The sequence below is a fragment of the Kocuria himachalensis genome (assembly GCF_054784195.1).
On record NZ_BAAGPL010000019.1, the window covers coordinates 333,862 to 341,530 of the forward strand.

Here is a 7,669-nt window from a genome sequence, read left to right on the forward strand (position 1 = left end):
ACCCGGCGACGCCGGCCGCCCGGGACCGCCCCGGCTCACCAGAGGAGGCGGCACTTCCCGTTCTGGCAGGAGAACTCGGGGGCGCGCCCGTCGGGGAGCATCATCGACGGGGACGCCAGCTCGACGTCGCGCGCCCGGTCCCAGTCGTCGGGCATGATCTGCACGTAGACCAGCTCGAACCCGGTGGCGCCGCAGCGTGGGCACGGCGCGGTGGTGCCGCGCAGACCGTCGGACGGGGTGGTGCTCATGGCAGGCCTCCCGGGGGGAACGGCGCCGGGCGCTCCGGAGCCGGTGGGCCCAGTGTAGTGGGCGCACCGGCTCCGGTCGCGGCCCCTCCCGGGGGTGCCCGGCGGGCGGCTCAGGCCCTCGTGCCCGCCTCCCGCTTGGCGCGCTGGATCTCCTCGTAGACGTGGCCGCGCAGCTCGGTGAACCGCGGCAGGCCGCGGGTGGTGAGCTGGTCGCGGTCGTCGGGCAGGTCGATGGGGAGGTCCTCCTGGACCACCGTGGGCGAGCTGGAGAGGATGATGACGCGCTCGCCGAGGTAGACGGACTCGTCGATGTCGTGGGTCACGAACAGCACGGTCACGCCCATCCGGTGCCACACGTCCCGGATGAGGTCCTCGAGGTCGGCGCGGGTCTGGGCGTCCACCGCGGCGAAGGGCTCGTCCATCAGCAGGATCTTCGGCTGGTAGGCCACCGCCCGGGCGATCGCGACGCGCTGCTGCATGCCGCCCGACAGCTGCCACGGGTACTTCCTGTCCGCGCCGCGCAGGTCGACGGCGGCGATCGCCTCCTCCACGAGGCGGTTCCGCTCGTCCCGGGCCAGCTTGGCGTTCTTCAGCGGCAGCTCGACGTTCTCGCGGACCGTCATCCAGGGGAACAGGCTGCGCCCGTACTCCTGGAAGACCACGGCCATGTCCTTGGGCGGGCCGGTCACCTTCTCACCGCCCAGCAGCACCTCGCCGGAGGTCGGCGCCATGAGCCCCGAGATGCACTTGAGCAGCGTGGTCTTGCCGGAGCCCGAGGGTCCCACGAGGCACGCCAGCTCGCCGCGGCCGAGGTCGAACGTGAGGTCGCGGACGGCCTCCACGTCGCCGTGGTCGCTCTGGTAGATCTTCTGCAGCCCGCGCACGGACAGCAGCACGTCCTTCCCGCCGGTGCGCCCCGCGCCGGTGCCCGAGACCTCGATGCCGGTGCTGTCCGTGCCCGTCCCGTGCGCGGCGTTCCCGCCCGCTCCGGTCCGGGGAGCGGTCGCGCCGCCGTCCACTGCCGAGCTTCCTGATTCAGCCTGCATTCTCCACCTCTTTCAGGCCCCGGTACCAGGCGAGGACCTTGCGTTCAACACGTTGGAAGACGAACGCCAGCACCACTCCGATGAGACCCAGGACGGCGATGCCGCTCCACATCTCGGGGATGGCGAACGATCGCTGGAACTGCACGATGGTGAAACCGAGCCCCGAGGACGAGGCGAACATCTCCGAGATCACCATCAGGATCAGCCCGATCGACAGGGCCTGCCGGATGCCGGCCATCATCTGGGGGCTTGCTGCGGGGATCACCAGGTGGACGATCCGCGACCACCCGTGGATCCCGTACGAGCGCGCCGTCTCGTTCATGACGGAGTCGACCGAGCGCACGCCCTCGATGGTGTTCAGCAGGACGGGCCACACGGACCCGAGCACGATCACCACGACCTTCATCTGGTCGTTGACGCCGATGAGCAGCATCAGCACGGGCACCAGCACCGGCGGCGGGATCGCCCGGAAGAACTCGAGCACCGGCTCCAGCAGGTTCCGCAGCCAGCGCACCGAGCCGATCACGAGCCCGGCGACCACGCCGAGCAGGATGGACAGCGCCAGCCCCACCAGGAGCCGGCCGATGCTGGGCAGCACGTCGTCGAAGAACCGGTCCCCGAACCAGACGTCCACGAACGTCGTGGCGAACTCGCCCGGCTCCGGGACGTAGAAGTTGGTCTCCACGAGGGTGTAGACCCACCACAGCAGGACCAGCAGGACGGGCAGCGCGAGCGCGTAGCCCAGGGTCTTGACGAGTCTCACACCGCCACCTCTCCGCGGACGGACGAGTGCCAGGCCAGCGCCCGGCGCTCGAGCGCCCGCATCCCCAGGTTGATGAGCACGCCCAGCAGCCCGGCCGTGACGATGAACGCGTACATGGCCGTGACGGCGCCGCCGGACTGGGCCAGGGAGATCTCCCGGCCCAGCCCGGGGGTGCCGATCACGAGCTGGGCGGTGACCGCCAGGATCAGCGCCACGGCCGCCCCGAGCCGCAGCCCGGTGATCACGTAGGGCAGGGACGTGGGCCACGTGACGTACCGGACGCGGGCCAGCGTTCCGAGCCCGTAGCTCTTGGCCGTGTCCTGCGCCACGGTGTCCACGTCACCGACCCCGTAGAGGACCTGGATGAGGATCTGCCAGAAGGACGCGTACACCACCAGCAGCAGGGTGGACTCGAGCTGCACGCCGAACAGCAGCACGGCCAGCGGGATGAGTGCGACCGACGGGATGGGCCGGAGGAACTCGATCGTGCTGTGGGTGGCCCGGCGCAGGAACCCGCTGCTGCCGATGACCAGCCCCAGGACGATCGCCGCGACCGCGGCGATCAGCAGCCCGAGGAACCAGGCCCGGACGGTCTGCCAGACCGCCAGCCAGAAGCCCGCCGAGCCGAGCTGCTCCCCGAGCTCCAGCAGGACCGCACTGGCCGGGGGCAGGTACCGCGGGTCGACGATCCCCGTCAGGGGCAGCAGCTCCCAGGTGAGAAGGAATCCGAGGATCCCCAGCACTCCGAGGGCGCCGGGCCCCAGGCCCCGGCCCGTGCGCTTTCGTGCCATGTGGTGCTTCCTCTCCGTTGCGTGCCGTGTCCGCGGACGGGCTACGGCAGCAGCGCGTCGAGGTCCGGGGCTTGCTCGAGGGTGCCGTACTCGACGGCGGCGTCGCCCAGCTTCTGCAGCGCCTCGCGGTCGAACTCGGTGCGGAAGCGCGGCAGGGCCATCTCGGCGCGCAGCTCGTCGCTGATCTCCGTGTAGGTCCCGACGATCTCCCGGACCGCCTCCGGGTTCTCGTTCGCGTACTCCAGCGAGCGGTTCATGGCGTTCTGGAACTTCTCCACCAGCTCGGGGTCCTCCTCGAACTTCTGGGCGGTCGTGAAGTAGCCGGCGATGTCGAGCTCCGGGTCGAACTCCACGAAGTTGTAGGACACCGCGCGGCCGCCCTCGTCGAGGACCTGGGTGAGGAACGGGTCGAGGATCCAGGCCGCGTCCACCTGGCCGCGGTCGAGCGCGGCCGGGGCGTCCGGGAAGCCGACCTCCACGAAGTCGATGCTCTGCGGGTCCCCGCCGGCCTGCTCGACGACGTAGCGGATCGTCGTGTCACCGATGTTGTTGAGGTTGTTCACCGACACGGTCTTGCCGGCCAGGTCCTCGGGGCCCTGGATGTCCGAGTCGGCGGGCACCACCACGGCGCCGAAGTCTCGCTCGGCGTCGCCCGAGGTCGTGGTGCCGTTGGCCACGTACTTGAGGTCCAGCCCCTCGCCCTGGGCGACCATGACGGACAGGGTGTTGCCGAAGGCGAAGTCGAAGTCCCCGCTGACCACGCCCGGCACGGCGGCGGCACCGCCGCTGGTGGTCTGGATGTCGAGGTTGATCCCCTCCTCCTCGAAGAAGCCCTGCTCCTTGCCCAGCCAGATGGCGGCCGTGTCGACGATGGGGATGACCCCGACGGTGACGTCCTGCATCTCCCCCTCGGCCCCGGTGCCACCTCCGCCGCCGTCACCGCCGCCGCACGCGGCCAGCGCCAGTACGGACCCTGCTGCTCCCCAGCTGATGAGCGCTCGTCGCATCATGCCTCCCCTGTGTCGTTCCCTGACCGTGGTGCGCGGTCCTGCTCGGTGCACGTGCGTCGCGATCGTGCTGCGTGGTCGGTGCCGGGCCCGCCGTCCGCACTGCCCTGTGCGACCCGGTGGACCCGCGTTGTGATAGGGATCACTCTAGTGACGTAGCATTCACAAACCAGTGCATGCTGTCGATGGACCGATACATGACGTCTATGGGTCACTGACCGAGGAATGGTGCCGTGGAACTGGACCTGAACCTGATGCGCGTGTTCTGCACGGTCTACGAACAGGGCAGCGTCACGGGGGCCGCCACCGAGCTGCACCTCACCCAGCCCACGGTGAGCCACGCGCTGAAGAACCTGCGCCGGCAGTGCAACGACCAGCTGTTCGTGCGGGAGGGCCGGGGCCTGAGCCCCACCCCGTTCGCGAAGAGCATCTTTCCTCAGGTCAAGGCGGGGATCGCCCAGGTGACCGCGGCCGTCTCCTCCGGTGGGGTGTTCGACCCGGCGACCGCGCGCGAGCGCTTCACCCTGGCGCTGACCGACCTGGGCGAGCTCGCCTTCCTGCCGTCCGTCATGGTGGCGCTGCGGGAGCAGGCGCCCGGCGTGGAGCTGACCGTGCTGCCCCTGGACGTGGAGCGCGTCCCGGAGGACCTGCTGCGCAGCCGGGTGGACGCCGCGATCTGCGCCCCGTACATCGGCGGACCCGGCATCGTCCGGACCGTCATCGGCACGGACGAGTACGTGGTGATCGCCGCCCGCGGCCACCCGCGCGTCCGGGAACGGCTCACGCTCGAGCAGTTCGCGGAGGAGCCGCGGATCCGGCTCGCCCCGTCGATGGGCCACGACCTCGCCGAGGTGACGGCGGAGCGGGCGGGCGCCCCGGGCAGCACGGCCCTGCGGCTGTCCCACTTCACGGGCCTGGTCTCGGTCGTGGAGCGCACCGACTGCCTCGCGGTGCTGCCGCGGTTCCTGGCCGAGACGCTCGAGGAGGCGTCCGGGATCCGGGTCTTCCCGCACCCGGTCGAGATGCCGGTCCTGCAGCTGGCCGCCTACACCCGCGAGCCCGGCCACCAGCGTCCCGCGCAGCGGTGGTTCGCGCAGCTGATCGTGGACACGATGCGGGAGTCCGTCTCGCCGGACCCGTCCGCGCCGCTGCATCCCGGGCCCTGGCAACGTCGCCGTCCATGAGGGGATGGAGGACATCGACCGGGGGCGGCTCAGCGGCAGGAGACCGTGAACACCCGCGCGTCGCCGGACAGCTCCACGGTCCCGGCACCGCCCCGGTGCAGCAGCGACTCCCCGCCGGCCAGCTCCCACTCCCGGTCGGCGGCGCGCACCACCACCCGGTCCCCGGTGCTCAGCAGGACCGTGGTCCCCCGCAGCTCGACCGGGACGGTGCGTCCGGGCACGAGCTCGTGGGCGGTCAGTGACAGCCCCTCCTCCCACAGCGCGTAGACGCGGCGGCCCTGCTCGTCGGCGGGGGGCTCGACGACCTCCGGGTCCGCCTGCTCGTCGGCCAGCACGGCGAGCAGCTCGGTCACGTCCACGTGCTTGCCCGTCAACCCGGCGCGCAGGACGTTGTCCGAGGAGCTCATCACCTCGATCGCCGTCCCGGACAGGTACGCGTGCAGCTGCCCGGCCGGGGTGTGCAGGGACTGCCCCGGGGCGAGGCGGACGTGGTGCATGCACACCGCGACCAGCAGCCCGCGGTCGTCCGGGTGCCGGTCGTGCACGTAGCGGACCAGCGCGGCCACGGGGTCCTCCGGGGCCGCGGCGCGGGCCGCGGCCACGGTCGCCGCGACGGCGGCCCCGGCGGCGGCGTCGTCGAGCGTCAGCACGGCGGGCAGCACGGGGCGCGCGCCGTCGGCGACGTCGCGCAGCCAGTCCAGCCCCAGGCGCGCGGCCGTGGCGCGCAGCCGTTCCGCCGGCTGCACCCCCGTCAGCAGCTCCACCCCGGTGAGCGCCACCACGGTCTCGGGCTTGGCGGAGCGGTCCTTGTAGTTGCGCCGCGGGTCGTCGAGGGGGATCCCCGCCCGCTGCTCGCGCTCGAAGCCCGCCTCGGCCTGCTCGGGCGAGGGGTGGACCTGGATGGACAGCGGGGCGTCGATGGCCAGGATCTTGAGCAGGAACGGCAGGTCCTCCAGCGGCTCGTCCCTGCCGTCCCGGACGACGACGGACGGCGCGGCGGGGTGCGCGCCGACCCACAGCTCGGCCTCGGGCTCGGGGCTCGGCACGGGCCGGCCCTGGAGCCGGGCCAGCACCTCGCGGGAGCCCCAGGCGTAGTGCCGGACGGGATTGCGCATGCGGAGGATCTCGACCATGCTCGTCATCAAATCACAGGACCGCTCGCGCCCGGCGGCGCCCGGGAGCGGCCGTGGCCTAAGATCACCCCTTGTGACTATCGATCTCTCAGCTTCGTTCAAGGCCTACGACGTCCGCGGCATCGTGGGCGAGTCCATCACCGCGGAGACGGTCCGGGCCACCGGCTCCGCGTTCGTGGACGTCCTGGGCCTCGCCGGCCAGACGGTCCTCGTGGGCGGGGACATGCGCCCCTCCTCTCCGGAGTTCGTGGACGCCTTCGCGGAGGGCGCGGTCCGCCGGGGTGCGGACGTCGTGAAGATCGGGCTGATCTCCACCGACGAGCTCTACTACGCGTCCGGGACGTTCGACGCCGCCGGGGTGACCTTCACGGCGAGCCACAACCCCGCCGAGTACAACGGCATGAAGATGTCGAAGGCCGGGGCCGTCCCGGTCTCCTCCGAGTCGGGGCTCTACGACATCCGTGACCTCGCCCAGCGCTATCTGGACGAGGGCGGAGTCCCGGAGGCGCCCACCCCCGGAACGGTCACCGAGCGGGACGTCCTGGCCGGCTACGCGGAGTACCTGCGCTCCCTGGTCGACCTGTCCGGGACCCGGCCGCTCAAGGTGGTGGTCGACGCCGGCAACGGCATGGCCGGGCTGACCACGCCCGCCGTGCTGGGCGGCGCCGTGCTGGAGGCGCTGCCGCTGGAGGTCGTGCCCCTGTACTTCGAGCTGGACGGCACGTTCCCGAACCACCCGGCCAACCCGCTCGAGCCGGAGAACCTCGTGGACCTCCAGCGCGCCGTGCGCGAGCACGGCGCGGACCTGGGCATCGCGTTCGACGGCGACGCCGACCGCTGCTTCGTGGTCGATGAGCAGGGCGGGGCCGTCTCGCCCTCGGCCGTCACCGCGCTGGTCGCCGAGCGGGAGATCGCGCGCGCCCGGGCGGAGGGCGTCGAGAGCCCGGTGATCATCCACAACCTCATCACGTCCCGCGCCGTGCCCGAGCTGGTCACCGCCCGCGGGGGCCGCCCCGTGCGCACCCGGGTGGGCCACTCGTTCATCAAGGCCGTCATGGCCGAGGAGGGCGCCGTGTTCGGGGGCGAGCACTCCGCGCACTACTACTTCAAGGACTTCTTCAACGCGGACACCGGCATGCTCGCCGCGATGCACCTCCTGGCCGCCCTGGGCGAGCAGGACCGGCCGCTGAGCGAGCTGATGCACCAGTACGACCCGTACGCGGCGTCCGGCGAGATCAACTCCACCGTGGAGGACAAGGCCGGCGCCGTCCGGCGGGTCGTCGACGCCCTGGCCGGCCGGGACGTGAGCGTGGAGGAGCTGGACGGCACCACGCTCAGCTGCCCGGACGAGGGCTGGTGGTTCAACCTGCGCCCCTCGAACACCGAGCCGTTCTTGCGCCTCAACGTCGAGGCGAAGGACCCGGCGACGATGGAGCAGGTCCGGGACCGGGTGCTCGGCATCGTGCGCGCCTGAGACCCCAGGCACGCACGGGGCCC

At 71.8% G+C, this 7,669-nt stretch carries 8 protein-coding genes; 2 read left to right on the plus strand and 6 right to left on the minus strand.

Annotated elements, in window-relative coordinates; genetic code table 11:
• Positions 1-35 precede the first annotated feature (35 nt).
• The 5 genes from ACYVM4_RS13935 to ACYVM4_RS13955 form a co-directional block, all read right to left on the minus strand.
• A complete protein-coding gene (locus ACYVM4_RS13935; RefSeq protein ID WP_460668916.1) occupies positions 36-248 on the minus strand; it encodes a hypothetical protein in 213 nt (70 codons plus the stop codon).
• Between the two features lie 110 nt (positions 249-358).
• Positions 359-1,294, minus strand: coding sequence for an ABC transporter ATP-binding protein (locus ACYVM4_RS13940; RefSeq protein WP_460668917.1), 936 nt, complete (start codon positions 1,292-1,294; stop codon positions 359-361).
• Positions 1,284-2,057 carry an ABC transporter permease gene (locus ACYVM4_RS13945; protein ID WP_368821066.1) on the minus strand — a complete coding sequence of 258 codons (774 nt, stop codon included), beginning with the start codon at positions 2,055-2,057 and terminating at the stop codon, positions 1,284-1,286. Before ACYVM4_RS13945 ends, ACYVM4_RS13940 begins: the two co-directional genes overlap by 11 nt.
• The gene (locus tag ACYVM4_RS13950; protein WP_368821065.1) at positions 2,054-2,848 is read right to left on the minus strand and encodes an ABC transporter permease; all 795 of its coding nucleotides are present in this window, start codon (positions 2,846-2,848) and stop codon (positions 2,054-2,056) included. Before ACYVM4_RS13950 ends, ACYVM4_RS13945 begins: the two co-directional genes overlap by 4 nt.
• 41 nt (positions 2,849-2,889) lie before the next feature.
• Positions 2,890-3,855, minus strand: coding sequence for an ABC transporter substrate-binding protein (locus ACYVM4_RS13955; protein ID WP_368821127.1), 966 nt, complete (start codon positions 3,853-3,855; stop codon positions 2,890-2,892).
• A gap of 233 nt (positions 3,856-4,088) precedes the next feature.
• Here ACYVM4_RS13955 and ACYVM4_RS13960 point away from each other — a divergent pair, with 233 nt between their 5' ends.
• Positions 4,089-5,039 carry a LysR family transcriptional regulator gene (locus tag ACYVM4_RS13960; RefSeq protein WP_460668918.1) on the plus strand — a complete coding sequence of 317 codons (951 nt, stop codon included), beginning with the start codon at positions 4,089-4,091 and terminating at the stop codon, positions 5,037-5,039.
• A gap of 29 nt (positions 5,040-5,068) precedes the next feature.
• Here ACYVM4_RS13960 and manA read toward each other — a convergent pair whose 3' ends face one another.
• Positions 5,069-6,172: a mannose-6-phosphate isomerase, class I gene (manA, locus tag ACYVM4_RS13965; RefSeq protein WP_460668919.1), complete on the minus strand. Its 1,104-nt coding sequence runs from the start codon at positions 6,170-6,172 to the stop codon at positions 5,069-5,071.
• A gap of 73 nt (positions 6,173-6,245) precedes the next feature.
• Between manA and ACYVM4_RS13970 the strand changes: the two genes are divergently transcribed.
• Positions 6,246-7,646 (plus strand): phosphomannomutase/phosphoglucomutase, encoded by a 1,401-nt coding sequence (locus ACYVM4_RS13970; RefSeq protein WP_368821062.1) that lies wholly within the window; start codon positions 6,246-6,248, stop codon positions 7,644-7,646.
• The last annotated feature ends 23 nt before the right edge of the window (positions 7,647-7,669 follow it).